The organism is Anaerobacillus sp. ABR4_321 (assembly GCF_056158505.1).
Genome location: NZ_JBSWTK010000001.1, coordinates 2,006,939 through 2,032,410, shown reverse-complemented (window position 1 = coordinate 2,032,410; position 25,472 = coordinate 2,006,939). Strand labels below are relative to the sequence as shown.

Genomic DNA, 25,472 nt, shown 5'->3' with positions numbered 1-25,472 from the left:
AACGAAAGATAGAATGGCCGCGCCACCTTTTATTAAGAACGTGCTTACACTAAGAAAAAAGTCAAAGCCGAGATACGCTTGACTTTGACTTTTTCTTTATCTTATTTATTACTTTTTGTCGTCTTCATTAACTTCTTCGTATTCAGCATCAACGACGTTGTCATCTTGCTTCGCTTCAGAACCAGCGCCTTCAGCTTGCTGAGCCTGTTGAGCTTGAGCTGCTTGCTCATACATCTTAGTCGTTAGAGCTTGAACAACTTCTTGAAGTTCATCTTTTGCTGAACGAATCGCTTCAATGTCATCATTCTCTAGAGCAGCTTTAACTTTGTCTTTCGCTTCATTAGCTTTGTTCACTTCTTCTTCCTCTACTTGACCTTCGAGGTCTTTAAGAGTTTTCTCAGTAGTGAAGACAAGCTGATCTGCTTCGTTACGAGTTTCTACGTCTTCACGACGCTTCTTATCTTCTTCTGCGTTCGCTTCAGCATCCTTCACCATGTTCTCAATTTCTTCATCAGAAAGACCGCTTGATGATTTGATTGTGATAGATTGCTCTTTGTTTGTACCAAGATCCTTCGCACGAACGTTCACGATACCGTTTTTGTCGATATCAAATGATACTTCGATTTGAGGAGTTCCTCTTGGAGCTGGAGGAATATCAGTCAACTGGAAGCGACCGAGTGTCTTGTTGTACTGAGCCATCTCACGCTCACCTTGAAGCACATGGATATCTACTGAAGGCTGGTTATCAGCTGCAGTCGAGAATGTTTGTGATTTACTTGTTGGGATCGTTGTATTACGCTCGATAAGCTTTGTAAATACGCCGCCCATTGTTTCGATACCAAGTGAAAGTGGTGTTACGTCTAGAAGAACAACGTCCTTCACATCACCAGCGATAACACCAGCCTGGATTGCTGCACCAAGTGCAACTACTTCATCAGGGTTAACGCCTTTATGTGGATCTTGACCAGTTTCTTTCTTGATCGCATCTTGTACTGCAGGAATACGAGTAGAACCACCTACAAGGATAACCTTGTCAATTTCAGAAGGTGACATGCCAGCATCTTTAAGAGCCTGACGAGTAGGTCCCATTGTACGTTCTACAAGGTTTGCAGAAAGTTCTTCGAATTTAGCACGAGTCAAGTTAAGCTCAAGGTGTTTAGGACCAGAAGCATCAGCCGTAATAAATGGAAGTGAAATCTGAGTTTGAGCTACTCCAGAAAGGTCTTTCTTCGCTTTCTCAGCAGCATCTTTCAAACGCTGAAGTGCCATCTTATCTTGAGAAAGGTCTACACCGTTCTCCTTCTTGAATTCAGCAACAAGGTGATCGATGATCACTTGGTCAAAGTCATCTCCACCTAGACGGTTGTCACCAGCTGTTGATTTAACTTCGAATACGCCTCCGCCTAATTCTAGGATAGATACGTCGAATGTACCACCACCAAGGTCAAAGACAAGGATAGTTTGATCTTCGTCTTCTTTATCTAGACCATAAGCAAGCGCCGCAGCCGTTGGCTCGTTTACAATACGCTCAACTTCTAGACCAGCAACTTTACCAGCATCTTTTGTTGCTTGACGCTCAGCATCGTTAAAGTATGCAGGTACTGTGATAACAGCTTTTTCTACGCCTTCACCAAGATAGTCTTCTGCGTAAGACTTAAGTTTTTGAAGGATAATCGCTGAGATTTCCTGTGGAGAATAAGACTTACCTTCTACATCGACTTTGTAGTCTGTACCCATATGACGCTTGATTGACTGAATCGTGTTTGGGTTCGTGATCGCTTGACGCTTTGCAACCTCACCCACTAGTCTTTCATCATCTTTGAATGCTACTACTGAAGGTGTCGTACGGTTACCTTCTGGGTTAGGAATTACCGTCGCTTCGCCGCCTTCCATAACAGCAATACAAGAGTTTGTTGTACCAAGATCAATACCAATAATCTTACTCATTGTTTCTACCTCCTATATCTTCATATGTAATTATGAACTTACTTTTACCATTGCAGGTCTAAGGACACGTTCGTTCAACTTGTACCCTTTTTGCAACACTTCTACAATGACATCTGAATCATACTCATCTGATTCGACTTGCATAACTGCCTGATGCAGGTGAGGGTTAAATTCTTCCCCTTGTGCTCCTACTTCTTCAATACCTTCTTTTGCAAGAGCATCTTTTAGCTGACGATAGACCATCTCCATGCCAGTTAGTAGAGAATTCACTTCTTCATGATCGCTTTGAACAGCAAGCGCTCGCTCAAAATTATCGATTGCCGGTAGAAGTTCTTCAGCAAGTTTTTGAGAACGATATTTCGCATCAGCACTGCGCTCTTCACGCGTTCTACGACGGAAGTTATCATACTCCGCCTGTGTACGCAAATATTTATTTTCAAGCTCATCAACTTGCTTCTGCAAGCTTTCAAGCTCTGATTCCTCATTCATTTCAGGTTCGATAACCTCAGATTCCTGATTTTCTTCAACTTCTTGTTCAAGATTTTCAGCTTCTTCAGTTACGATCTCTTCCTCATGATGACTGTTCTGCTTTTCCACGAATTTCACCTCCCCAACGTAATCTACATGTATATTCATAGAAATAGATGGAAGATATCGATCTCCCACCCTTTTCACTATTACCAAATTACCAGTGTTTGAAACTTCGATATCGCTCAGTTAATGTACTCGTAAGGTCATTCGCCAGAAAGCCTAAAAGACTCATCGAACGGTGATATTCCATTCTCGTTGGTCCAAGTAAAGCGAGAGACCCCATACGTTTCCCTTCGATAAAGTAGTCTGCTGTCACGATACTACATTCCTGCATCGCCTCAAGATCATTCTCCTGACCGATTCTAACTTCGATCCCTTTCTTCTCAGGACGAAGGATGTTGTACATCAAATCATCCTGCTCAAAGGTGTTTAATAATAGTCTTACTTTCTCAACATCTTTGAATTCGGGCTGAGCTAGAATGTTCGTCTTACCGCCGTAGTACACTTTTTCTGCATTGGTATAGAGAAAAAGATTATCAAGCATCGTATTCACTTGATTATAGTTTTCTATGTGTTTTTTCAAAACTGTAGCCATCTCTTGCATCATGGTCGATTTAAGTGATACTAATGGAACATCTTTAAGACGTTCGTTCATAATGTTAACGACCTTTTCGATATCAGACATGCTTACAGATGGTGGAATCTTAATGGTTTGATTCTCCACGTGGCCACTGTCAGCTACCAGAATTACGACGGCCGTCTCTTTCGAGAGTGGTATGATTTGCACCTGGCGAAGCTTTGTTTCGAAAACCTCAGGACCAAGAATAATCGATGTATACTGTGTTAGTTCAGAAAGGATCTTAGCAGATTGCTGGATAACTTTCTCAACCTCGACCATTTTTTCTGCAAAAAGCGAGTGAATATCTTTCACATCACTGTTAGATAAGACTGGCGGTGATAGAAGATTGTCTACATAGAAGCGATAGCCTTTTTCTGAAGGAACACGACCTGAAGAACTGTGAGTTTTCTCAATAAACCCCATATCTTCTAAATCTGCAAGCTCATTACGAATTGTAGCTGAACTAAACGTTACTTCTTTTCGCTTTGAGAGCGTGCGTGATCCTACAGCTTCAGCAGTTCGAATGTAATCCTCGATCAAAATCTGTAAAATAAACAGTTGACGTTCAGTTAACATCCTCTCATCACCTCTGTTAGCACTCTGTTTCCTCGAGTGCTAAATCTAATAATAAGGTAACAGAAAATTATTTTAGTTGTCAATGATTACGTTACGTGTTGTGGTCGTTGCTTTTAGACCCGCTTCTGAAACGCTGAACGGGCGATACTTTTGACCGATACGAAACGGTTACACTGCAAGAAATTCCTGAAATACTTCATTTCCTAGGAAAAACCCTCGTTCTGTTAAAGCGATATGACTTCCTGTATCCTTAAGCAGTTCCTTATCGATTAGATTTGTTAGCTGCTTACCGAAAACGGATTCGATTGACTGATTGTATTTTATCTCAAACGTTTGTTTTGATACGCCTTCTCTCATGCGAAGACCCATGAACATCTCTTCTTCCATCATCTCGCCCTTTGTAAGTTCATTTTCATCCATATAAGGGAAACCATGTTCATCGATCTTAGTCATATATTGTTTTAGAGGACCTGCGTTCGCACGTCTCACCCCATCAACATAACTATGCGCTCCAGCACCGATTCCGTAATATTCATTGTTCTTCCAATACGTGATGTTATGTTGACTCTCATAACCAGGTAACGCGAAGTTGCTAATTTCATATTGATTGAACCCTTTTTCTTCCAAACGTCTAATCAGCTCAGCATACATCTCAGCTTCAGTTTCTTCAGTCGGTAGAGGTAGCTCACCTTTCCTCCATTGATTATAAAACACGGTTTTCTTTTCAACTTGAAGCGAATAAGAAGAAATATGAGTGATACCAAGTTTGACCGCTTCATCAATGGAACTTGAAAGCTGCTCTACCGTTTGTTCTGGCAGTCCAAACATTAGATCTAGAGAGAGATTGTCAAACCCTGCATGCTTGGCCATCGTTACGATCTCCCCGATCTCATCTACATTATGACCTCTTCCAAGACGTTTTAATAAAGAATCTTGAAACGCCTGCGCCCCAATACTAAGCCTGTTCACACCGTACTTTTTCATGATTTCTAGTTTACTTGGTGTAACACTACCTGGATTCGCTTCCATCGTGAACTCTAACCCATCTTCTACGTATGGCTGGAATCTGCTAGTCACTGAGTGCAGAAATTGTTCTAGCTGCTGATCGTTTAGAGCGGTAGGGGTACCTCCCCCAACGAAAATAGTATTGATGGAAGATGTAGGAAAGCGATTGAGCGTCTTTTCCATCTCGATATCCATGTGGTCTAGATACTCCACCACAGGCTGCCCCTGCATAAACACTTTATTAAAATCACAATAATGACATATATAATCACAAAATGGAATGTGTAAATAAACAGCGTTGACCATTTTAATCACTGCTTTCTAATCATAATCTAAAGACCGCAGAAAATTCTGCGGTCTCCTTAACCTAATACTATAAAAATAACATGTCTTCTTCAAATAGAACGGGTTAGTTCTTCTTAGTATTATCTTGACGAAGAACTGCCATGAAGGCTTCTTGTGGAACTTCGACTTTACCGACCGTCTTCATTCGTTTTTTACCTTCTTTTTGTTTCTCAAGCAATTTACGCTTTCGAGAGATGTCTCCCCCGTAACATTTTGCCAACACGTTCTTTCTAATTGCTTTAATGGTTGAGCGAGCAATAACTTTCTGTCCGATCGTCGCTTGAACCGGCACTTCAAACTGCTGCCTAGGTATCAATTCTTTTAGCGTTTCAGTAATATCTTTACCACGTTCGTAAGCGAAATCTCTGTGGACGATGATGGAAAGTGCATCGATCGTTTCTCCATTAAGCAGAATATCCATCTTAACGAGGTTGGATGGCTTATAACCCATCATCTCATAATCGAACGAGGCGTACCCTTTTGTACTTGATTTTAGCTGATCAAAGAAATCATATACGATTTCAGAAAGTGGAATGTGATAAACGATGTTTACCCGCGTCTCGTCAAGGTACTGCATGTCGATGAATTCTCCACGTTTTCCCTGACATAGTTCCATAATTGCACCAACGTAATCGTTAGGCGCCATGATCGTAGCCTTTACAAACGGCTCTTGAACTTCAGTAATCGATTGGGCGTCAGGCATCAAGGCTGGATTATCGATAATCTTCTCTTCACCATCAGTCAACTTAACTTGATAAATAACACTTGGTGCTGTAGTGATGAGGTCGATGTTAAATTCACGCTCTATACGTTCCTGGATGATCTCCATATGCAATAGACCTAAGAATCCGCAACGGAAGCCAAATCCTAAAGCTTGAGATGTTTCTGCTTCATATTGAAGAGAAGAATCGTTTAACTCTAGACGTTCGAGTGCCTCTCTTAAATCGTTATATTCAGCAGAATCTACTGGATAAAGCCCACAGTATACCATTGGATTCATACGGCGATAACCTGGTAGTGGTTTATCAGCAGGATTCTTTACGGATGTAATCGTATCACCCACACGGGAGTCTCCAACATTTTTAATCGCTGCAGTAAGGAAACCTACATCTCCAACTGTTAGCTCATCCTTTGACTGAGGCTTTGGCGTAAATACACCTAGCTCAGTAACTTCAAACTCTTTTCCAGTAGCCATCATGCGAATTTTCTCGCCGACCTTAACGGAACCTTCTGTAATTCGTATGTAAGCAACTACACCACGATATGGATCATAGAGCGAATCAAAGATCAGTGCTTGAAGAGGGCCTTCCGGATCACCTTGAGGTGCAGGAACCTTCTCAACAACTTGCTCTAAGATTTCTTCGATTCCAATGCCGTTTTTAGCCGAAGCTAATACAGCGTCTGAAGTATCGAGACCGATTACATCTTCAACTTCTTGAGCAACACGTTCAGGCTCTGCACTCGGTAAATCGATCTTATTGATAACAGGTAAGATTTCAAGATCATTGTCTAGAGCAAGGTACACATTCGCTAGTGTTTGAGCTTCAATGCCTTGCGCTGCGTCAATAATCAACAACGCACCTTCACAAGCTGCAAGACTTCTTGAAACTTCATATGTGAAGTCTACGTGTCCAGGTGTGTCTATGAGATGAAAGATGTACTCTTCGCCATCTTTCGCTGTATAAGTTAGCTGAACGGAATTCAGTTTGATTGTAATTCCTCTTTCACGTTCCAGATCCATTGCATCGAGCGTCTGGTCTTTCATTTCTCGTGCAGTGAGGGCGCCGGTTTTTTCTAATATCCGATCGGCTAACGTAGATTTTCCATGGTCAATATGTGCAATGATGGAAAAGTTACGAATCCTCGACTGTCTTTCTAATTTCTGTTCACGGTTCATCTATAATCACTCCTAAAGGCGAAACTGCGCTAGTATAGATTATAGCAATACCGCTGTCCATAATCAATTAGCAATCCTGCTGAACTCTTCATCAAAAAAAATAAGCCACTTCTGTGACTTATTTTATTTAAAAAGAGAAAGAACTTCAGTAACAAGTGTCAGTATAAAAGTGAGCAATGTTTGAATCATAGAGGAAATTACTCCACTGATCTTCGTCCCCAAATCACCCAATACATTAAATTCATTGGCATTCTCAAGGATCTTTTGCTTTTCTTCTATATCTTCATTGGTGATGGAAGTCCCAAGAATCTCAGCTTCCACTCCTTCTGATGCTTTCGTCAGCTGAAACGCGCCTGTCTCATCGCTTCCTTGCATTGTATTCATATTTTTTGAAGCTTGTTCCATTCCAAGTAAAACACCGAACAACAATAAAGAGATCAGCAGAAAGCACTTTAGAAAAAAGGCTACCATAGCCATACCCCTTCCGTATTAAATGCCTGTCCTATTCATTATGCGTATGCAAATTGTTACTCTTTATGACTTAATGCGTGTACATGCCACTATTATTTTGATCGACTTCACTATGAAGAGCACTATTTAGTCCTCCAGAAATAACATTCGCCATATCTTCAATAAAAACATCGACTTCCTTTGGAGTAACCATAAGATTGTGCCCCATAGGAGCTAGCACTTCTTTGATTAAATTTCGCTTTTCATGGTCTTCTAACGTGCCGACCATACCTAAGAACGTCTGACGCTTTTCTGCATCAGGAAGATCTTCTTCTGTATATGTCTTTTTCTCTCCAAAGGTCATCCCAGCAGGAGCAAGAGATTTAGATGGCTTATCTTTTTCCTTAAGTTCACGTCCAAAATGTTTCAAGATATAATCGATCGTATCACTCGTAATCGATACAGCATCGACTACGGTTGGAATTCCGATCGCAATGACTGGAATACCGAGTGTTTTAAAGCTTAGCTCTTTCCTTTTGTTACCTACACCTGACCCCGGGTGGATTCCAGTATCGGAAACTTGAATAGTCGTATTTACACGCTCGATCGAACGAGAAGCTAATGCATCTACTGCAATAACAAAATCAGGCTTCGTTTTTTCAATAACGCCGTGAATGATGTCACTCGTTTCAATTCCTGTGATCCCCATCACTCCAGGAGTAATAGCACTCACAGGTCTAAAGCCTTCTGAAACTGTCTCTGGCTGTAATTCAAATAGATGCTTTGTGATCAATAAGTTCGAAACAACATTGGGTCCGAGTGCATCAGGCGTTACTTGTCTATTCCCAAGCCCAACAATTAAACAACTCGCGTCTTTTTTTATGCCCTGTTGATCAATAAATGCAGCGAATTCTTTTGCAAATACTTTCTGAACCGTTTCCTGAAGAGCTGAATCTTTTCTACGGATTCCTTGCACTTCAAACGTGATATAATGGCCAGCTTTTTTCCCTATTTCTTTCTCCCCTGCTTCTGTCACTTCAACCGTGGTGATCTTTACCCCTTCTTGGTCTCTTTCCTTTACGATTACACCTTGTAGCTCATCTGGTTTTTCAGATTTCATTTCCTTTGCTTTTTTCTCTTTCACCATTTCCTGAGCTTCAACCGCTAAATCTGTTCTCACTTGGTACATATCTAAATCAACCATAGGCTCACCTCTAATTTCCATCTTTTAAATGTTAGCCTTTCCTTTGTATTAGCTTTTCATTCTCTATTGCATTTAGCCGATCTATTTGATAGAATGTTTTTTGTTCTATGCACGGATATGACATGGAATTGTGAAGCCTTGCAAGGAGGTGAAAGGTATGCCAAATATTAAATCTGCGGTTAAACGCGTTAAGACTTCTTCAGATCGTCGCGCTCATAACATTGCGATCAAATCTGCAATGCGTTCTGCTATCAAAGACTTTGAAAACAAAGCTGAAGCAAAAGACGTTGATGCTGCTCAAACAGCTCTACGTGAAGCTTCTAAGCGCATTGATAAAGCTGCTGATAAAGGAATCATCCATAAGAATTCAGTAGCACGTAAAAAATCTCGTCTTGCTAAAATGTATAACGAGATCTCCGCTTAATTTCTAAAAATGTTAAAAGCTGTTGGGGGCAACCCCAACAGCTTTTTTAAATACTTTTTATTTTCGTTAGAAGCAGCTCTAACAGTAATTTTTTCTCCATCTTTCCTGTTTTCATCTCATAGTCAGTCTCTGCAATTTGATCCAAAATAAATAAAAGCTGAGCTTCATTGAACGCTTTACTTTGCTGATGTGCAATCTTTACCGCATAAGGATGCAGCTTCAGCTGTGAAGCCATCTGTTTTTGACCATACCCTCGTTTAGCAAGCTCACTGACTTGATAGATGATACGAAATTGCCGTCCTATTAAAGATAAGATTTTAATCGGTTCTTCATTAATCTTCAGCAAATCATAAAGAATACGAAAGGCTGTATTTAGATCCTTTCTCACGATACGATCGATTAGCGCAAAAATATCGTTCTCTAACGTCCTAGCGACTAATAGGTCGACGATGTCCTCGCTTACGGTTCCACCTTCGCCAACGTAAAGAGCCATCTTGTCAATTTCCTGTTGTAACAACATCAGGTGGCTACCGATGAGCTGTACGAGACGCTCTTCCCCTTCTTTATCCAAAGTCACGTTGAGCTCCTTCGCTCTTAGTTGAAGCCAATCTCCCAGGTGATGATCTTGTAGAGCTTCGGCTTTTACAAAAGCTCCTGACTTTTTTAAGGATTTGACTAATTTTTTTCGCTCGTCCAATTTTTCATAAGGAGCTTCTATAATGAGAATAGTAAACGGTGAAGGATTCTCTGCATACTTTACAAGCACATCGATGTTATGTTCGACTTTGCTTTTATCTTTTACCGCAGTTAAGAAAGTAGGGTTTTTCAAAATGACAATTCTCTTTTCTCCTAAAAACGGCATCGTTTCTGCTTCTTCGATCGCTTCTTGAACTGGCGTCTCGTTCAAATCATATGTAGCTAAGCTAAATTCTCTTTCTTCCTCAGGAAGTCCTTTCTCAATAATTAACTTCACTAAATCATGAATTAAGAATGCTTCTGTACCCGTCAAAAGATAAACGGGGTCAAGATTGCCTTGTTTTATCTTCTTTTTAATTTCCGAAACGGACATAATCCTACACCTCAATTTTCGTTTGTCCATTTCTATCCTAATTGGAGACATCGTTATTGGCAAGCATAAAAGGGAAGCCGGCTACAGACACCAGCCTCCCATTTATAGTAAACGCTGATGAGAGGGGCCTAGGACTCCCGCCCACCAACGATATTCTGTTGTAGTAGATAGGATATCCTATGCAAAGATAAAGTATAGGTGACAACTCTTTACAGGAAAGGGAGCGAATTCATTGTTAATCCAATATTCTTCAAAATGACAAATCTCCCACACCACAATAAAGACAACTCATATAAAACATGTTACAATATGGAATGAAATGCACCTGTATGATACCTTCTTACATAATGACTACGAAGGTAGTTGATTGTTCATACTAACAGGGAAGCAGGAGGGAAGACTAATGAACGAGTTCGAAAAAGATGTTCAGCATAAGTCCAATGATGCAGTTGAATCAGCTGTTGGATTTGTTGTACCATTTCTATTCTTTTCCATCATTTTTTTCACAGCTGTGGCAATTAAAGCAATCAGCTAAATAGACTGCCTTCAGGCAGTCTATTTTTCGTTTCTTTGACCGTGCCATGTCCCCCGTTTACCTAAGAGAAATTTGTAAGTGATCGTACCACTCTCATCCGTTCTCATCATCTTCACACCTAGTTCTTTAAAGCGTGCAATCACATCGGGATGTGGATGTCCATAGCGATTATCTTTTCCTGCTGAGACTACCGCGATCTTTGGATCGACTCCACGAATCAATTCTTCCGAACTCGATGAATCACTTCCATGATGCCCAACCTTAAGGATGTCAGCTTTTATGTTGTCATTCGAACTAAGCAACTCTTTTTCACCCACTTCTTCTATATCGCCTAAAAATAGCCAGCGATACTTTCCTAGCTCCGCATAAAGAACGATACTACCATCGTTTTCTTCTTTAACCTGTAAAGCTTGAACAATCGAAAAGAACGCTCCACCAGAATTCCATTTTAATTCTTCACTTGCTTTTAACATTTTACTCCCCTTCTTATTCGCTAGTTGCATGATCTCTTTTTCAGTATTCGTCTGTTCATCACTTCGATCCAACATTATATGCTTAACACTAATCTCATTCAAAATTGCTATCGTCCCACCCACATGATCAAAATCACCGTGAGTTAAAAGCAAAAGATCGATAGAACGTATGCCTTTTGATTTTAAATACGGTACGACTATGTCAGCGCCTACATCAAATTGGCTTTGTGGTTGCTCCCACCTTTCCTTCTCACCAAATACTGGTGTTCCACCAGTATCGATGACAATGGTTTGCCTTTGAAAAGGCAGTGTGATGATGATGCAATCACCTTGTCCAACATCTAAAAACGCAACTGTACCATAGGGGTTCATATACGGCAGCATATAGATTACGAAAATAACAGAAACCCACGCGATCATTCCCTTAATCACAGTCTTCTTTTCCCATATCAAGAGAACCAGATAGGTACTGATAAACACTAAGATGAGCACAATCATGGGAGGACTTCCAAAGATCAATGAGAAGTTGAACTGATTCAACCATACGAATACACGATGAATGATCTCCACAAAGAAAGATAGGACGGCAGAACAAACTTGAAAGATTGAAGTAAGATGGAACAACCTTAAAATAGCCAATCCAAATACAGCAGGAAGGATTACGACTGAGATTACGGGTACGTATAATATATTTAAAGGTAAGCTGAGGAGGGATATCTCATAAAAATGAAATAAAATAAGGGGAAGGGAAACAACTTGAGCCAACAGTGAAACGATAAACAATTGAGTGAATGGCGTTTGATACCTGTGGAAAATACTTTTTGAAGAGATGATCAAAGCAAATGTTATGAGAAAAGAAAGTTGAAACCCGATATGGTAAACAACAAAGGGATCGTAGATCAAAAGGAGTACACAAGCACTAGAAATGGCATCAAGCGGGTTAGGGGATCGTTTCATTCTTAAAATCATGGAGATAAACATCATCATGATCGAAGCTCTAACTACAGAAGGAGCAGCACCGGCAATAACCATGTAAATAGGACACAAAAAGAACAGTAGCTCATATACACGCTCTCTTGTAAAACCTATACGAATAAGCACCCAAAACACCAGACCACACACGATTCCAACGTGCAAACCCGACACGGCTAATACATGGCTTAATCCTAGTTCTCGATACGCTTTTTCTACATCAGGGTCCATTAAACCTCTTTCCCCAATCAGCAGGGAAGCTGATATGCCTTTTAATTCATCAGGATAGTGTTTCTCAATATCTACAAGTATTTCCTGTCTTATATTCTGAAAAAGGGTCCCTAGGGATTTAGGCGAGGGGTTACATTGAGGAAATTGATCAAGCTCATAAATCCAATGAATATGCTGATGTTGGAGATGTTTTTTATAATTAAATTGTGATGAAACACCCGGTGCCAGAGGGGCTTCTAATGCTCCTGAAAGTGTACAGGATGAACCTACCTTAAGACTTTTTAGGTTTTCCTTTTCGCGTTTTGAACTTATATAGTACACCACCATTAACTTCTCGTTAGATATCGTTTTATATTCAAAAGAAAGCTTGGATCCATCGATAGTTGGGATCGAATGAACGTTTCCCATTATGCTCGATTCTTTTCCAGATAGATGCGTATTATTTCGAGCATCACTAACACCGGCATAAGTATAAAAAGAGATAAAGGTAAGTAATACAAAAATGGATAAGCGAGGAGCTTTCCTCGCACACCATATAAGAAGGAAGGATAAGAACAAGATCGGATAAAGTGATTCGTTACTTGTGATGCCAGTCATTGCTGAGGCTGGTATTAACCATAGGTTACCTCTCACATCTTACTATAGAGATTTGACGCTTTTTCGTATAAAGGCCTTACCTCTTCAGAACTTAAACCTGCGTCCGTTAATTTCCCTAGTAGTTCAGCCGTTAGATCTAACTTTTCTTGACTATTCTGCTCTAAAATCATCTCTTCAAGTTCAACCTGTCGAACTTGTACGTTAGCTTCTTTAAACAATTCAATCGCATAAGGGTGGTTCTTATAGTCTGTAGCGTAAACGACAGATTTTATACCAGCTTGAATGATTGCTTTGCAACAGTGTATACAAGGAAAATGGGTAACATAGATTTCTGCCCCGGTTGTTGGAACACCGAATTTAGCACATTGAATGATTGCATTCATTTCTGCATGAATGGTTCTCACGCAATGGTTATCTATCACATAACAGCCCTCATCGATACAATGAACCCCACCTGATACAGATCCATTGTAGCCGCCTGCGATCATCCGCTTATCTCGAACGATCGTAGCCCCTACTGTCAATCGAGTACACGTACTCCGTAATGCAAGCAAATGACTTTGGGCCATGAAATACTGGTCCCACGAAATTCGATTCATGTTATACCCCCTAAGTTCTTTATTCTACCGTTTAGTTTGAGCGATTTGTGCTCTATCGTCAATCACACTTATTTTACAGTTATTAAATCCTTTAATTTCTCAAAGGTCTTCTCACCAATACCACTGATTTGTTTGAGGTCTTCTATTACAGTAAAGCTTTGTTCTTCTCTAAATGCAATAATAGCTTCCGCTTTTGCTGGACCTATTCCAGGTAGTTCCTGCAGTTCTTCTAAACTAGCAGAATTAATCGATATTAACTTGTTCTCATCATTTTGGGATGGTATTTGCGCACTTACCTCTCCCTTTACCGGTACATAAATCATCATTTCATCTACCACTTTTCCAGCTAAATTTAACTGATTTTGATCTGCATCCTTCAAAAACCCCCCTGCATGAGTGATGATATCTTTGATCCTCGCATCATTCTTAACCTCGTATACACCTGGTTTAACGACCGCTCCTTTCACATCTACCATTATGTAGGGAAGTTCCTCAACTTGAGGTTCCGCTTCGACCTTCTCTTCTTTGATCTCTGTCTCTTCAAAATAGGATTCATTCTCTGTAGACGTTGACCTATAGATAAGAAACAGGCTGATAAGTACCACAACGATCGCTATCCCGATTATACCTTTTTCACGATGAGAAAGACTTTTCACAAATTCCAACGAATGCTCATTCCTTTCTAATTAATGTTCAACAAACATAAAATGCGTGGAGCCATCATATCTATTTAGGAGAAATGCGTGTGGAAGGAGGGGAAGTAATTGAAAATCGGGGTGATTGGTACCGGGAATATGGGCACGATCCTAATATCTTCCTTTATTGACTCATGCGCAGTAAAGCCTTCACAACTTATGATCATCAACCGCACAAGTAAAAAAGCGCATTCTTTAAAGAAACAGTACAAAGGAATCCACGTAGCTCAAAACAATGAAGAGATCATTCGAAATTCAGAAATTATCTTTATTTGTGTTAAACCGCATGAATATTTCCCATTACTAAAAAGTATCCGAAATGAGTTGAAAGAAGATCAGCTTGTCGTCTCCATAACGAGCCCCATCCAAGTGAGGGAATTAGAAACCTTTGTTTCATGTGATGTTGCAAGAGCGATTCCAAGCATTACAAATAGAGCTCTTAGCGGAGCTTCACTTGTTACGTTTAGTAATCGATGCTCTGAGGCGAACAAAGAAAAGCTCATGTATCTTATGTCACAAATCTCGACCCCTATCGAGACCGAAGAGGAAGTCACAAGAGTATCTTCAGATCTCGCAAGCTGTGGCCCGGCATTCTTAAGTTACTTACTTAAAAAATTCATTGATGGTGCTGTCTCAGAAACAGAAATATCCAGAGAACAGGCTACGATTTTAACGACTGAAATGCTGATTGGAATGGGAAAGCTTCTCGAAAAGGACTATTACTCATTGGAAACACTGCAGAAGAAGGTGACTGTTAAAGGAGGAGTTACTGGGGAAGGGTTAAAAGTGCTTGAAAATGAAACCGGTGAAATGTTCAATCATGTGATTCAAAGTACGCATAAAAAGTTCGATGAAGATCGCAAAGTGATTAAAACGCAGTTTAAAGAGGAGACGAGGCAAAACTAAGTACAGCAACCATTTATATTCGACTTCTATAAATGAAGTCCTTCTACAAGTACAAAAAAGGTTGATTTCATTTGAAATCAACCTTTTTTACATGCTTTAAAAAATATTCTCTCAGAGGTATCTGTAGGAGTGTGATTTAAAAAATCAGCGGTGACCTTTATATCACTAAATCCAGACTCTTCTAGCCATCTAGTGTATTCCTCAAGATGAAACGTTCGTTGTACGTGCAATTCATCAAAACGCTCGTATAAACCTTCATCGGTTTCCAAAAAGAAACTAAGATCGTGCTCGACTGAGCCTGTTTCCCCTCCAGAAAAACTATTCCATATAAATGAGATGTCCTCGTCATTGCTTGCGAACGTCTGACCCACAAAAAGATCGTTGATCTTATGCAACGAGTGTACATCAAACAATAAGATTCCATCTTGTTTTAAATGATTATAGATTCTCTGGAAAGTGGATTTCACCCCGTCTTCTTCAACAACATAGTTTAATGAGTCACAAAAGATCGTGATCACATCGTACTGTTCATTTGTCTCTAGTTCCCGCATATCTTGTTGAATCAGATGAACGTTCACATTGTTCCTCATGGCTTTATCATGAGCAACAGATAGCATTTGTTCTGAGAGGTCTACAGCTGTAACATCATACCCTTTTTCTGCAAGCCGTATTGAGCATTCACCTGTCCCACAACCAAGGTCCAAGACTTTTCCTCTAGACCGCTCGTTCATAACTAATTCAAGCCACTTGTCATAAGGAGCGTCTTCCATTAGTCGATCATAAACATATGAAAATTGTTCGTACGAAACCATTTACGCTAAAATTTCATTTAAAGGTAGATGTGGTGCATCTCCCCAGAGTTTTTCTAGATTGTAATAATTTCGCTCATCTTTATGGAAGATATGGACGATAACGGATCCTAGGTCGACAAGCACCCAGCGTGCTTGCTCATATCCTTCAAGTCGCTTCACTTCCAGTCCCTGTTCAAGAGCTTGATCCTTCACTTCTTTTGCGATTGCTTGTACTTGCTTTTCAGAATTTCCGTGGCAGATTAAGAAATAATCTGCAATCAATGAAATACCGTTCATATTTAAAGCGATAATATCTTCTGCACGTTTGTCATCTACTGCTTTTGCAGCCAACGTAATCATGTTATTTTCTTCCATTTGCTTCTCCCTTCTCTCTTGGCCTGACAAGATCATTATACGTCTCGAACGTCGCAGGATAAACTGGTTGATTTTTCTTCATCAAAAAGTTTACCGTGTTTTTAATGGATTGTACGATCGCTTGATCAAGATCAACTGTTGCTAACTCTCTCACTTCTTCCACCCCAGGAAATTTCCGCCCCGGTTCTATATAATCGGCTAGAAAAACGCACTTCTCAATCAACGTCATGTTTGGACGTCCTGAAGTGTGATAGTGAATGGCATCTAGGATTTCTCCATCTTTAATCCCTATTTCCTTTTTCACTAAGATAGCACCAACTGGGGCATGTAAGAGTTCAGTCGAGTAATCAAGAAGATCTTTAGGCAAGCCAAAATCTACCACCATCTGCCTCATTTCATCTTTTGGACGAAACTTGGCATAGTCATGGAATATTGCAGCGGTTTCTGTTTTTCTTACATCTGCACCATACTTCTCTGCTAGCTCGACCGCTGTATTCGTAACACCTATCGTATGTTCATACCGATGTTCAGTTAGGTGAGGTTTTACAAGCTTATATGCTTCTTCTCTATTCATCATATAATCCCATCCTAACGATATAATTCCGTACTGATTCAGTCAGCATATACCGTCCACTTCTACCAGATATGATTGCACTTCTAATCAAACTAGAGGAAACGTCAATCTGAGGAACATCGATCAACCTTACGTTCTTCATCTCGTTACCAGGCTCATAACCAGGACGGTTGACACCAATAAAAGAAATCATTTGAGATAGATCATCAATCCGGTGCCAATTCGGCAAATCTTCTATCATATCGCCACCGACGATAAAGTGAAAGTCGATGTCAGGGTAGCTGTCTTTTAAAATCTCGATTGTATCGACTGTGTACGAACGGCCGCTTCTTTCAAACTCGACCAACGAGATTTTAAAAGAAGGATTACCTTCGATTGCTCTCTGCACCATTTCAGCTCTATGGTGATTATCACTCACTTTTCCATCCTTATGAGGTGGGAGGTGTGTAGGCATGAACCACACTTCATCTAACTGACATTCTTCAAGAACTCCTTGAGCAAGTGTCAAATGCCCAATATGTGGCGGATCGAACGTTCCTCCGAAGAGACCAACTCTCATTTTCTTGTCCTCCATTATGGAAGAATGATTTCTTTGTTCTCTGATGATTCTTTATAAAGTACGATCGTATTTCCGATGATCTGAACAAGCTCAGCATCAGTTTGACGAGAAAGTTCATGACCTACAGTATCACGATCTTCATCGCAATTCTGAAGGATGCTTACTTTAATAAGTTCTCTAGCCTCAAGGGCTTCCTCTATTTGCTGCACCATATTCTCGTTCACTCCACTTTTACCAACTTGAAAAATTGGATTTAAATGATGCGCTTTTGAACGTAAAAATCGTTTTTGCTTTCCTGTTAACATTATAGTCCTCCTAACTTTCTTAAAACGGTTTCCTGCATTCTGTATCGATCTGGTTTGATTCCTAACCATTTTTCAAATGCTAGTGCACCTTGCTCAACAAACATCGAAATGCCATTTGCAGTAATAGCACCTTGTTCTCTTCCTTGAGTGAGCCAGAGCGTTTCGAGTGGATTATAGATTAGATCACTCATAACGGTCTCATCTTTAATACCTTTAACAGGCAACGGAACGCGATCCGTTTCTGGACTCATGCCAATCGACGTCGTGTTGATGATGATATCGTAAGTTTCTAAAGATGAGCTCGCAGTGTCGAGCGGTATGGCGTTCACATCTGCATAGGTACTACAAACCCTACATAACTCTTCAGCCTTTTCTAACGTCCTATTAGCGATCGTTAACGATCCTACACCGGATCTTGAAATGGATACTGCAACCGCTCTAGCAGCTCCACCCGCGCCAACCACTAATATTTTTTTATCTATGAGACTATCTTCTCCTATAAGCTTTAGCAAGGATTGAAGGTAGCCCTGACCATCTGTGTTTGCTCCAATCAGAAGGTCGCCTTTCCGATAAACCGTGTTGACCGCTCCAATTTCCATCGCTTCTTGTTCGACTTCATCTAACAAAGGAATGATCGACACTTTATGAGGGATTGTTACATTAAATCCCTCGATTCCAAGTAACCTCAATGCTTTAATACCTTCTTCAAGCTCTTCCTTTTTCAGATCAAACGGTTGATAGTGATGCGGCAACCCGAGCTCTTTAAATTCAGTATTATGCATGAGAGGAGACATAGAATGGCCAAGAGGATGGCCGACTAGTCCAAATAGTTTCCCCATAGCGATCCTCCTATATTAGTGAATTTCGAATCGAGATCCCTACTCCTTCAGGCGCATATGCTTTTACAGTCGATCCTTTTCCTGAAACGGTAACCCATCCAAGACCTGAAAAGACGATATCCATCTTATCTTCTTTGATCTTTAATTCATGACCAACAAGTGCAGGGAGCTCATGCTTCGTTTTTTCACCAGGGGGATACAATAACTCTCCAAGGTGGTCGCGATACAATTCATCTGCTTTCTCTGTCTTAGTGCGGTGGATATAAAGATCGTTCGAGACATGACAAATAAAGGACTGACGTCCGCCTTCAACGAAATCTAGTCGGGAAAGCCCACCAAAGAATAATGTTTGTCCTTCGTTTAACTGAAACACCTTTGGCTTGATTTCTTTTTTCGGACTGATCAGCTTTAATTCCTCAGCATCGACAAAATGGGCCATCTGATGATGATTGATGATTCCAGGAGTATCGTATAACGTATTTCCATCATCAAGAGGAATATCGATAAGATCAAGTGTTGTACCAGGGAACTGGCTCGTCGTAATCATTTGTTCAGTGTCGCCGCCAAATTCCTGAATCAGTTTATTCACAAATGTTGATTTACCTACGTTCGTACACCCTATGATATAGACGTCTCTACCTTCACGTAAACGGTCTATTTCAGTAGCAACATCCATTACCCCTTCACCTTTAGCAGCACTCATCAACTTCACTTCGGAAGGCTTTAAACCATTTTCTTTCGCACTGCCCTGCATCCATTTAATCAACTTCGTCTTGTTTGTTGATTTTGGTAATAGATCTACTTTGTTCCCTACGAGCAATACCGGGTTGTTACCCGCAAAGCGCTGGATACCTGGTAACCAACTTCCATTAAAGTCAAAGATGTCTACGATTTTTACAATCAATGCATCGGTTTGACTAATTTCGTTCAGTATCTTCAAGAAATCATCATCTGTAAGGGATACATCTTGAATCTCATTATAGTGTTTCAGACGAAAACAACGCTGACATATCACAACGTCACGTTGTAAAGCTGATGGAGGTGCATATCCCAATGCCTCTTTATCTTCAGTTTGTATAGTAACACCGCATCCGGCACAAATAATTCCTTCGTTTTCCAACCTTATTCCTCCCACTTTATCTTCCCTTTGCGTTTCATCCAAGAAAGGAATGCACTTTCCATTTTTCTGTTGAACCTTGTTAAAACTCCATCAGTTTTAGCTACTGGAACAACAAGTATAGTATGAAGTCCCATCCTATTACCACCAAGTACATCAGTAAATATTTGGTCTCCTACGACCACAGCATCATCAGGGGCAATCTTCATATCCTTTAAGGCTTTTCGGAAAGCCTTCGTCATTGGTTTCTTCGCTTCATAAATAAACGGAATCTCAGTTGGAGAAGCAAACTTCTCTACACGACTCTTGTTATTATTTGAAACGATTGTAACCATGATGCCTTCATCACTCATCTGTCTGAACCACTTTAATAACTCTGGAGTAGCATCGGGCCTGTCCCATTCCACAAGCGTGTTATCCAGATCAGTAATGATCCCCTTAACCCCTCGTTTTTTAAGAGCCTCAGGTTTGATTTGGTATATATCTTCTACATGTTCATCAGGTAACAAAGAATTAAACAATTGCAACACTCCTAGTATTTATGACATTCCTATTGTATCAATAATTTCAAGAGGTACAACAACCTTCTATTCCGGCTATACTAAATCTTGAATGATCACTAAAACTTTTCGACAAATTTTGTAAAAATGGCAGCCTGTGGATAACCTTATACACATAATCCACCATCATTTTATTGAATATTTGAAGTATATAAACAATATACCCACAATTTATCCACGATTAACTGTGGATAACGGAACGGTTGTTCTGATTGTGCATACGTGGTAAGCTAACTGCAAATAAAAGATCCACATACACTATATGCGGAATGAACGGTTAAAATAACCAGATTATTAGGAGGTGCCTTGTTGGAAAAATTATCTGATGATCTGTTGATCGAATCCTATGTAAAAGCTAGAGAGCTTAAACTAAGCAGTGACTTCATTAAATTAATCCAAAAAGAGATCGAGAGAAGAAGTCTTAATGAAAAGGTCACATTATTAAGAGTTTAACTGTTCCAGCCTTGAGCTTATAAGGTTGGTTTTTTGTTTTTAACGAAAGAATTCTCCCCACTCAGATTCCCAGATCTCGCTATCGATCTCTTCTGACCTCATCATTTTTTTTGCTTTACGATAGTGGTTCGGAGCTGTAAGTAACGCAACATTCATCCCCTGATCCTTAAACACCCCGTCATACTTAGAAAGCAAATCTCCTATCTTGCCCCTATCATACGCATAAGGTTTAAGCGCTACAACGACCTGTTCATTATGCGTCAAAACAACGACATCTTTAACTGTTGTTTCGTTTTTTATCTGATGTTTGATCGATGCTAATGCATTAGATAGATTCATTTCCTCCCAAATTGCTGCACCGATTGGCTCAATGTCAACAACTCGATAATATTCTCTCGAACCATAGGGAGTCGGATCACTACTTTCATATATTGATTCACACCCTACTACGCCGATAAAAATGAGTGTAAGAATAAATATGGATTTTATCATTAGATGTCTCCTTTCGCAAATAGAATCGGCGAAGTTTGGAAAACTTATACGGTAAAGTTATTTTTCGAGCATGAAAAGTTGAAAAATGAGTCGATTTTTGATTACAATTGAGGTATTGCAAAATAAGTTCATTTGAACTTTTTCATAGTGAGCTTTAATTAGGGAGGGTTTTATAGAATGCTTCATGCAGCTGTCTTGCTTCCTTTTTTGGCAGCGTTTTTCATCCCGTTTATTTATCGGGGCGTTAAACAAGTCCACTTAGGATGGTTTGTTTTAGCAGTGCCGATTTTACTATTCGGGTATTTTTTAACTTTTATCAAAAATGTATTACAAGGTGTACATACTCTAAAAACGTTTGAGTGGATTCCTTCACTAGGTGTAAACGTCACACTTTATATCGACGGTCTTGGCCTATTTTTCGCGCTTCTGATTACCGGAATCGGATCGCTCGTTGTTCTGTATTCCATCTATTACTTAAATAAAGCGGAAAAACTTGGCCATTTTTATGTTTACCTTCTATTATTTATGGGAGCAATGCTTGGCGTCGTTCTATCAGATAATCTGTTCGTACTTTACACGTTCTGGGAACTAACTAGTATTTCATCTTTCTTATTGATCGGCTATTGGTACCAGCGTGAAAAGTCAACTGCTGGTGCATTGAAATCAATGGTTATTACGGTCTTTGGTGGTCTTGCAATGCTCGGTGGGTTCTTGCTCATGTCTGATCTTACAGGGACAACTAGCATTAGAGGAATCATTGAAAATGCTGATCTCATCGTTGAGTCACCATTATTCTCATTCATCTTAATATTAGTTCTGTTAGGAGCTTTTACGAAGTCAGCGCAATTCCCATTTCATACCTGGCTACCAGATGCGATGGAAGCTCCAACACCGGTAAGTGCTTTCCTACACTCCGCTACGATGGTAAAAGCAGGGATCTATCTTGTAGCAAGGTTGAGCCTTGTCTTTGCGGGTACTGACCTTTTCTTTCTAATCGTTAGTGGCTTTGGACTTCTGACTTTATGTTGGGGTTCCTATATGGCTGTTAGAAAAACAGACCTTAAAGCCATTCTTGCTTACTCAACCATCAGTCAGTTAGGAATGATCATGGCTATGCTTGGGTTTGGGACAAAAGCAGCCATCTTAGCAGCGGTGTTCCATATCCTTAACCATGCAACGTTCAAAGGAAGTCTCTTTATGGTTGCAGGAATCGTTGATCATGAAACAGGGACAAGAGATATACGTAGGCTAGGTGGGCTATTTACGTTTATGCCGATCACAGCTACTCTTGCATTCTTTGGAGCTTTTTCAATGGCTGGATTCCCTTTACCAATATTCAATGGTTTTCTAAGTAAGGAAATGTTTTTCGAAGCATCTCTCTTTAAACATTCTTCTCCAATCGTAGAATCGGTTGCACCGTTCTTCCCTTATCTTGCAGTTGGAGGAAGTATATTTACGTTTATCTATTCTGTAATGCTGTTCTTCCGTACATTCACTGGAAAACAGAGAGATACACTTGAAAAGCAGCCTCATGAAGCTCCAATCGGTATGCTGATCTCTCCGATGATATTAGTAGCACTTGTCGTTATCATCGCAATCGTACCAGATGTTTTTGGTAAATCATTACTAGCACCTATGGTTGACTCGATCACAGGGAAAGCGGTCGACCCCCATATTAAATTTTGGCATGGAATTAATAACACTGCACTGTATATGAGTTTAGCTGTTCTTGTTTTTGGAACAATATTGTACTTAACACGAACAAAATGGGAAAAAGTATACGATATTCTCCCTGGTAAAATGTCTGCAGCAAAAGTGTTTGACGCATTTATGAATGGATTAGAGACGGGTTCTAAAAAGGTAACGAATCGATATATGACCGGATCGCTAAGACATTACCTTGTTTATATTCTTACTTTCTCAGTAGTATTGTTAGCAGTCACAATGAGCGTAACAGGTGGTTTTAACTTATCAACTGATGACCTCGCACCTATTGCCGTGCCTGAAGTAATGATTGCCGTCGTAATGGCGGTTGCAGCTTTTGGAACAATCTTTATGAATAACAGAATAGCAGCAATTCTAGTTCTAGGTATCGTAGGTTATGGGTTATCGTTACTGTTTGTGTTCTTCAGAGCACCCGATCTAGCTTTAACTCAGCTTATCGTAGAAACCGTAACAGTAGCACTATTCTTACTTTGTTTCTATCACCTTCCTGATCTTAATAAGGAGAAAACTCCGTCAAGAACGAAGGTTGTAAACTGGGTGATCTCTATTTCAGTTGGTGTGATCGTAACATTGATCGGAATTGCTTCTCATAGCACGAAAATGTTTGAACCGATCTCTGAATACTTCATCAAAAATTCTTACAAACTCGGTGGAGGAGACAACATTGTAAACGTCATTCTTGTTGATTTCCGTGGTCTCGATACATTGCTTGAAATTCTTGTACTAGGTCTCGCTGCGATCGGTATCTTCACGATGATCAAACTACGTCCGAACAAGAAGGGGGGAAATGAATAATGGAAATTATTATGTCCGTGCTGGCTGGATTACTTTTTACAGCAGGGGTCTATATGATGCTTCAAAAGCAAATATTAAAGATCGTTATTGGAACTGCTTTATTGTCGCACGGTGCTCACCTTTTCATTATTACGATGGGGAAACTTAACCGTGGAAATCCCCCCATATTAACTGAAGACGTAACGAAATATGCCGACCCGCTACCACAGGCGTTGATCTTAACTTCTATCGTAATCAGTTTCGGCGTAACTTCATTTCTTCTCGTGCTAGCGTATCGTGCGTATCAAACTAACGGAACGGATAATATGGAGGAATTAAGGGGAAACGAACATGAGTAACTTAGTCATATTGCCAATATTACTTCCACTTTTGACCGGAATTTTTCTTGTGTTTTTCAACAGTAAACTTGCTATCGTAAGAATGATTACGAAGGTCATGGTAATCGTAAACTTGATTGCTGTTTCAGCGGTCGCCTACGAAGTTGTGCAAAATGGCACACTCGTATTAAAAGCAGGAGATTGGACTGTACCTTATGGAATCGTCCTTGTAGCAGATCCACTTGCAATGGTACTTGTCGTAACTGCTAATATCGTTGCGACAGCCTGCGCCTTCTATGCGTTTCATTCACTTGATGAGCAAAGAGAAAGGTTTTATTTCTATCCACTCTTTCAGCTTTTGATCGCTGGTGTGAGTGGTGCCTTTCTTACAGGGGATTTGTTTAACCTGTTCGTATTCTTTGAAGTTCTGCTGATTGCATCATACGGATTGATTGTTCTTGGGGGAACGAAAGAGCAGTTTAGAGAGTCATTTAAATACATCATTGTCAATTTGTTATCATCGATTTTGTTTGTAACGACAGTATCCTTCATCTATGCAGTTGCAGGTACCGTAAACATGGCTCAGTTAGCAGAACGTGTTGGGGAAGTTGAGCAAGGTGGCATTCTTACGACCATTGCTATTCTGCTGTTTCTTGTGTTTGCCACTAAAGGGGCATTATTTCCTTTATATTTCTGGCTACCAAAATCATATACCGTCCCTCCAACTGTGATCTCAGCTCTATTTGGAGCTTTGTTAACAAAAGTAGGGGTATATTCAATACTAAGAGTGTTTTCACTGATCTTCGTTTACGAGCTTACGTTTACCCATCAGCTATTCATCATTTTAGCTGCATTCACATTGGTATTCGGTGTGATCGGTGCGTTGTCAACAAACAATATTCAATTGATCGTAGCCTATAACATCATACCGGCAGTAGGATATATGATTCTTGGTATTGGCGTGTTTTCCACTACTGCCTTAGCGGGATCTATTTACTACCTTGTCCACGACATGATTATTAAAGCAGCATTATTTTTACTTGTAGGTGCCATGGCTGCTTACAGCGGCACATCCGACTTACGAAAAATGGGCGGGTTGATCAGACACCAACCTGTGCTCGGCTGGTTGTTCTTCATTGCAGCACTTGCGCTAGCAGGACTACCTCCTTTTAGTGGATTCGTAGGAAAGCTACTGATTCTAAGAGGTGCTTTTGAAGAAGGACATTACGTTGTTGCAGTCATCGGTCTCTTGACTAGCCTGCTCATCCTTATTTCAATCATCAAAATCTTTATCAAAGGATTTTGGGGAGAAGACAAACTTGAAAGCGTTCCGAGCATATCGATTCGCAAAAAAGTAGCACCCGCTGCATTTCTATTGTTCTTTACTGTACTGCTTGGGATTGGTGCAGAATTCTTTTACCCAACCGTTCAAACGATTGGAGATCAATTGATAGATCCAATCAACTACATTGATTCGGTGATGAAGGAGTAGATG

At 40.2% G+C, this 25,472-nt stretch carries 27 protein-coding genes; 7 read left to right on the top strand and 20 right to left on the bottom strand.

What is annotated here, in order from left to right; genetic code table 11:
* Positions 1-108: 108 nt before the first annotated feature.
* From dnaK to gpr, 7 genes are all read right to left on the bottom strand, one after another.
* Complete coding sequence (dnaK, locus tag ACXADT_RS10435) at positions 109-1,947, bottom strand: molecular chaperone DnaK (RefSeq protein WP_474835270.1); 1,839 nt, start codon at positions 1,945-1,947, stop codon at positions 109-111.
* A 30-nt stretch (positions 1,948-1,977) separates the two neighbouring features.
* Positions 1,978-2,583: a nucleotide exchange factor GrpE gene (grpE, locus tag ACXADT_RS10430; RefSeq protein ID WP_270180595.1), complete on the bottom strand. Its 606-nt coding sequence runs from the start codon at positions 2,581-2,583 to the stop codon at positions 1,978-1,980.
* A 49-nt stretch (positions 2,584-2,632) separates the two neighbouring features.
* Entirely contained in the window at positions 2,633-3,673 is a 1,041-nt protein-coding gene (hrcA, locus tag ACXADT_RS10425; RefSeq protein WP_270179342.1) for a heat-inducible transcriptional repressor HrcA, read from the bottom strand.
* A 168-nt stretch (positions 3,674-3,841) separates the two neighbouring features.
* Positions 3,842-4,984 (bottom strand): radical SAM family heme chaperone HemW, encoded by a 1,143-nt coding sequence (hemW, locus tag ACXADT_RS10420; RefSeq protein WP_270179343.1) that lies wholly within the window; start codon positions 4,982-4,984, stop codon positions 3,842-3,844.
* Positions 4,985-5,087: 103 nt separating this feature from the next.
* Positions 5,088-6,920, bottom strand: a complete 1,833-nt coding sequence (gene lepA, locus ACXADT_RS10415; protein ID WP_270179344.1) for a translation elongation factor 4 — start codon at positions 6,918-6,920, stop codon at positions 5,088-5,090.
* A 123-nt stretch (positions 6,921-7,043) separates the two neighbouring features.
* Entirely contained in the window at positions 7,044-7,391 is a 348-nt protein-coding gene (locus ACXADT_RS10410) for a DUF3679 domain-containing protein (protein WP_270179345.1), read from the bottom strand.
* A gap of 70 nt (positions 7,392-7,461) precedes the next feature.
* Entirely contained in the window at positions 7,462-8,595 is a 1,134-nt protein-coding gene (gpr, locus tag ACXADT_RS10405; protein ID WP_270179346.1) for a GPR endopeptidase, read from the bottom strand.
* A gap of 136 nt (positions 8,596-8,731) precedes the next feature.
* Between gpr and rpsT the strand changes: the two genes are divergently transcribed.
* Positions 8,732-8,998 carry a 30S ribosomal protein S20 gene (gene rpsT, locus ACXADT_RS10400; RefSeq protein WP_270179347.1) on the top strand — a complete coding sequence of 89 codons (267 nt, stop codon included), beginning with the start codon at positions 8,732-8,734 and terminating at the stop codon, positions 8,996-8,998.
* A gap of 46 nt (positions 8,999-9,044) precedes the next feature.
* Here the strand turns inward: rpsT and holA are convergent, their stop codons facing one another.
* On the bottom strand, positions 9,045-10,067 hold the full coding sequence (gene holA, locus ACXADT_RS10395) for a DNA polymerase III subunit delta (RefSeq protein WP_270179348.1): 1,023 nt from the start codon (positions 10,065-10,067) through the stop codon (positions 9,045-9,047).
* 403 nt (positions 10,068-10,470) lie between these two features.
* Between holA and ACXADT_RS10390 the strand changes: the two genes are divergently transcribed.
* Positions 10,471-10,602, top strand: coding sequence for a YqzM family protein (locus ACXADT_RS10390; protein WP_224878506.1), 132 nt, complete (start codon positions 10,471-10,473; stop codon positions 10,600-10,602).
* Between the two features lie 20 nt (positions 10,603-10,622).
* Here ACXADT_RS10390 and ACXADT_RS10385 read toward each other — a convergent pair whose 3' ends face one another.
* The 3 genes from ACXADT_RS10385 to ACXADT_RS10375 all read right to left on the bottom strand — a co-directional run bounded on the left by ACXADT_RS10385 (position 10,623) and on the right by ACXADT_RS10375 (position 14,130).
* Positions 10,623-12,875: a DNA internalization-related competence protein ComEC/Rec2 gene (locus tag ACXADT_RS10385; RefSeq protein ID WP_270179349.1), complete on the bottom strand. Its 2,253-nt coding sequence runs from the start codon at positions 12,873-12,875 to the stop codon at positions 10,623-10,625.
* Between the two features lie 32 nt (positions 12,876-12,907).
* Positions 12,908-13,474 carry a ComE operon protein 2 gene (locus tag ACXADT_RS10380; protein WP_270179350.1) on the bottom strand — a complete coding sequence of 189 codons (567 nt, stop codon included), beginning with the start codon at positions 13,472-13,474 and terminating at the stop codon, positions 12,908-12,910.
* Positions 13,475-13,542: 68 nt separating this feature from the next.
* Positions 13,543-14,130: a helix-hairpin-helix domain-containing protein gene (locus tag ACXADT_RS10375; RefSeq protein WP_270180596.1), complete on the bottom strand. Its 588-nt coding sequence runs from the start codon at positions 14,128-14,130 to the stop codon at positions 13,543-13,545.
* A 108-nt stretch (positions 14,131-14,238) separates the two neighbouring features.
* On the opposite strand from ACXADT_RS10375, the gene comER reads away from it, so the two are divergent.
* Entirely contained in the window at positions 14,239-15,075 is an 837-nt protein-coding gene (gene comER / locus ACXADT_RS10370; RefSeq protein ID WP_270179351.1) for a late competence protein ComER, read from the top strand.
* A gap of 77 nt (positions 15,076-15,152) precedes the next feature.
* Here comER and ACXADT_RS10365 read toward each other — a convergent pair whose 3' ends face one another.
* Genes ACXADT_RS10365 through ACXADT_RS10330 form a run of 8 tightly spaced genes read right to left on the bottom strand, consistent with a single transcriptional unit; the run spans position 15,153 to position 20,156 of the window.
* Positions 15,153-15,887 carry a class I SAM-dependent DNA methyltransferase gene (locus tag ACXADT_RS10365; protein ID WP_270179352.1) on the bottom strand — a complete coding sequence of 245 codons (735 nt, stop codon included), beginning with the start codon at positions 15,885-15,887 and terminating at the stop codon, positions 15,153-15,155.
* Positions 15,888-16,241 carry a ribosome silencing factor gene (gene rsfS / locus ACXADT_RS10360; protein ID WP_270179353.1) on the bottom strand — a complete coding sequence of 118 codons (354 nt, stop codon included), beginning with the start codon at positions 16,239-16,241 and terminating at the stop codon, positions 15,888-15,890. It abuts the gene before it with no gap.
* Complete coding sequence (gene yqeK / locus ACXADT_RS10355) at positions 16,228-16,815, bottom strand: bis(5'-nucleosyl)-tetraphosphatase (symmetrical) YqeK (protein WP_474835289.1); 588 nt, start codon at positions 16,813-16,815, stop codon at positions 16,228-16,230. The genes rsfS and yqeK overlap by 14 nt, the downstream gene beginning before the upstream one ends.
* Entirely contained in the window at positions 16,808-17,374 is a 567-nt protein-coding gene (locus ACXADT_RS10350; protein ID WP_270179354.1) for a nicotinate-nucleotide adenylyltransferase, read from the bottom strand. The genes yqeK and ACXADT_RS10350 overlap by 8 nt, the downstream gene beginning before the upstream one ends.
* Positions 17,375-17,388: 14 nt before the next feature.
* Positions 17,389-17,679, bottom strand: coding sequence for a ribosome assembly RNA-binding protein YhbY (yhbY, locus tag ACXADT_RS10345; protein WP_474835273.1), 291 nt, complete (start codon positions 17,677-17,679; stop codon positions 17,389-17,391).
* On the bottom strand, positions 17,679-18,518 hold the full coding sequence (gene aroE / locus ACXADT_RS10340) for a shikimate dehydrogenase (RefSeq protein ID WP_474835275.1): 840 nt from the start codon (positions 18,516-18,518) through the stop codon (positions 17,679-17,681). Before aroE ends, yhbY begins: the two co-directional genes overlap by 1 nt.
* Before the next feature lie 10 nt (positions 18,519-18,528).
* Entirely contained in the window at positions 18,529-19,638 is a 1,110-nt protein-coding gene (yqeH, locus tag ACXADT_RS10335; RefSeq protein ID WP_270179357.1) for a ribosome biogenesis GTPase YqeH, read from the bottom strand.
* 2 nt (positions 19,639-19,640) lie between these two features.
* Positions 19,641-20,156, bottom strand: coding sequence for a YqeG family HAD IIIA-type phosphatase (locus ACXADT_RS10330; RefSeq protein ID WP_442865077.1), 516 nt, complete (start codon positions 20,154-20,156; stop codon positions 19,641-19,643).
* Positions 20,157-20,504: 348 nt separating this feature from the next.
* On the opposite strand from ACXADT_RS10330, the gene sda reads away from it, so the two are divergent.
* The gene (gene sda, locus ACXADT_RS10325) at positions 20,505-20,648 is read left to right on the top strand and encodes a sporulation histidine kinase inhibitor Sda (RefSeq protein WP_270179359.1); all 144 of its coding nucleotides are present in this window, start codon (positions 20,505-20,507) and stop codon (positions 20,646-20,648) included.
* Positions 20,649-20,687: 39 nt separating this feature from the next.
* Here sda and ACXADT_RS10320 read toward each other — a convergent pair whose 3' ends face one another.
* Positions 20,688-21,140 carry a hypothetical protein gene (locus ACXADT_RS10320; RefSeq protein ID WP_474835278.1) on the bottom strand — a complete coding sequence of 151 codons (453 nt, stop codon included), beginning with the start codon at positions 21,138-21,140 and terminating at the stop codon, positions 20,688-20,690.
* A gap of 177 nt (positions 21,141-21,317) precedes the next feature.
* On the opposite strand from ACXADT_RS10320, the gene ACXADT_RS10315 reads away from it, so the two are divergent.
* From ACXADT_RS10315 to ACXADT_RS10305, 3 genes are read left to right on the top strand one after another with little or no spacing between them, the layout of a single operon-like run.
* The gene (locus ACXADT_RS10315) at positions 21,318-23,660 is read left to right on the top strand and encodes a Na+/H+ antiporter subunit A (protein WP_474811025.1); all 2,343 of its coding nucleotides are present in this window, start codon (positions 21,318-21,320) and stop codon (positions 23,658-23,660) included.
* Positions 23,660-23,998, top strand: a complete 339-nt coding sequence (locus ACXADT_RS10310) for a Na(+)/H(+) antiporter subunit C (protein ID WP_474835280.1) — start codon at positions 23,660-23,662, stop codon at positions 23,996-23,998. The genes ACXADT_RS10315 and ACXADT_RS10310 overlap by 1 nt, the downstream gene beginning before the upstream one ends.
* On the top strand, positions 23,991-25,469 hold the full coding sequence (locus tag ACXADT_RS10305; protein WP_270179363.1) for a Na+/H+ antiporter subunit D: 1,479 nt from the start codon (positions 23,991-23,993) through the stop codon (positions 25,467-25,469). The genes ACXADT_RS10310 and ACXADT_RS10305 overlap by 8 nt, the downstream gene beginning before the upstream one ends.
* Positions 25,470-25,472 lie beyond the last annotated feature (3 nt).

Excerpts from the sequence above, each read along its gene's own strand:
- dnaK (WP_474835270.1), bottom strand. The coding sequence starts at position 1,947 with ATGAGTAAGATTATTGGTATTGATCTTGGTACAACAAACTCTTGTATT.
- grpE (WP_270180595.1), bottom strand. The coding sequence starts at position 2,583 with ATGAATATACATGTAGATTACGTTGGGGAGGTGAAATTCGTGGAAAAG.
- hrcA (WP_270179342.1), bottom strand. The coding sequence starts at position 3,673 with ATGTTAACTGAACGTCAACTGTTTATTTTACAGATTTTGATCGAGGAT.
- hemW (WP_270179343.1), bottom strand. The coding sequence starts at position 4,984 with ATGGTCAACGCTGTTTATTTACACATTCCATTTTGTGATTATATATGT.
- lepA (WP_270179344.1), bottom strand. The coding sequence starts at position 6,920 with ATGAACCGTGAACAGAAATTAGAAAGACAGTCGAGGATTCGTAACTTT.
- ACXADT_RS10410 (WP_270179345.1), bottom strand. The coding sequence starts at position 7,391 with ATGGTAGCCTTTTTTCTAAAGTGCTTTCTGCTGATCTCTTTATTGTTG.
- gpr (WP_270179346.1), bottom strand. The coding sequence starts at position 8,595 with ATGGAAATTAGAGGTGAGCCTATGGTTGATTTAGATATGTACCAAGTG.
- rpsT (WP_270179347.1), top strand. The coding sequence starts at position 8,732 with ATGCCAAATATTAAATCTGCGGTTAAACGCGTTAAGACTTCTTCAGAT.
- holA (WP_270179348.1), bottom strand. The coding sequence starts at position 10,067 with ATGTCCGTTTCGGAAATTAAAAAGAAGATAAAACAAGGCAATCTTGAC.
- ACXADT_RS10390 (WP_224878506.1), top strand. The coding sequence starts at position 10,471 with ATGAACGAGTTCGAAAAAGATGTTCAGCATAAGTCCAATGATGCAGTT.
- ACXADT_RS10385 (WP_270179349.1), bottom strand. The coding sequence starts at position 12,875 with ATGACTGGCATCACAAGTAACGAATCACTTTATCCGATCTTGTTCTTA.
- ACXADT_RS10380 (WP_270179350.1), bottom strand. The coding sequence starts at position 13,474 with ATGAATCGAATTTCGTGGGACCAGTATTTCATGGCCCAAAGTCATTTG.
- ACXADT_RS10365 (WP_270179352.1), bottom strand. The coding sequence starts at position 15,887 with ATGGTTTCGTACGAACAATTTTCATATGTTTATGATCGACTAATGGAA.
- rsfS (WP_270179353.1), bottom strand. The coding sequence starts at position 16,241 with ATGGAAGAAAATAACATGATTACGTTGGCTGCAAAAGCAGTAGATGAC.
- yqeK (WP_474835289.1), bottom strand. The coding sequence starts at position 16,815 with ATGAATAGAGAAGAAGCATATAAGCTTGTAAAACCTCACCTAACTGAA.
- ACXADT_RS10350 (WP_270179354.1), bottom strand. The coding sequence starts at position 17,374 with ATGAGAGTTGGTCTCTTCGGAGGAACGTTCGATCCGCCACATATTGGG.
- yhbY (WP_474835273.1), bottom strand. The coding sequence starts at position 17,679 with ATGTTAACAGGAAAGCAAAAACGATTTTTACGTTCAAAAGCGCATCAT.
- aroE (WP_474835275.1), bottom strand. The coding sequence starts at position 18,518 with ATGGGGAAACTATTTGGACTAGTCGGCCATCCTCTTGGCCATTCTATG.
- ACXADT_RS10320 (WP_474835278.1), bottom strand. The coding sequence starts at position 21,140 with ATGATAAAATCCATATTTATTCTTACACTCATTTTTATCGGCGTAGTA.
- ACXADT_RS10315 (WP_474811025.1), top strand. The coding sequence starts at position 21,318 with ATGCTTCATGCAGCTGTCTTGCTTCCTTTTTTGGCAGCGTTTTTCATC.
- ACXADT_RS10310 (WP_474835280.1), top strand. The coding sequence starts at position 23,660 with ATGGAAATTATTATGTCCGTGCTGGCTGGATTACTTTTTACAGCAGGG.
- ACXADT_RS10305 (WP_270179363.1), top strand. The coding sequence starts at position 23,991 with ATGAGTAACTTAGTCATATTGCCAATATTACTTCCACTTTTGACCGGA.